General features: G+C 43.8%; 1 protein-coding gene. It reads right to left on the bottom strand.

The annotated features are described in order from the left end of the window. Nucleotides 1–292, bottom strand: a 292-nt coding sequence (locus tag B7C41_RS20215) for a hypothetical protein (protein ID WP_211279563.1), incomplete at both ends; no start/stop codon positions are given.

The following is a 292-nucleotide window of genomic DNA, read 5'->3' as shown; positions in this document are numbered from 1 at the left end:
GTCAGAAACATCTACATTACTGTCGTCACTTGCCGCATCGAGCAATGTATCAATATCATCAGGGTCAGAAACATCTACATTACTGTCGTCACTTGCCGCATCGAGCAATGCATCGATATCATCAGGGTCAGAAACATCTACATTACTGTCGTCACTTGCCGCATCGAGCAATGCATCGATATCATCAGGGTCAGAAACATCTACATTACTATCGTCACTTGCCGCATCTAGCAATGCATCGATATCATCAGGGTCAGAAACATCTACATTACTATCGTCACTTGCAGCATCT

Source organism: Cognaticolwellia mytili (assembly GCF_002104475.1).
GTDB classification, from domain to species: domain Bacteria; phylum Pseudomonadota; class Gammaproteobacteria; order Enterobacterales; family Alteromonadaceae; genus Cognaticolwellia; species Cognaticolwellia mytili.
This window is presented reverse-complemented; position numbering and strand designations above follow the sequence as displayed.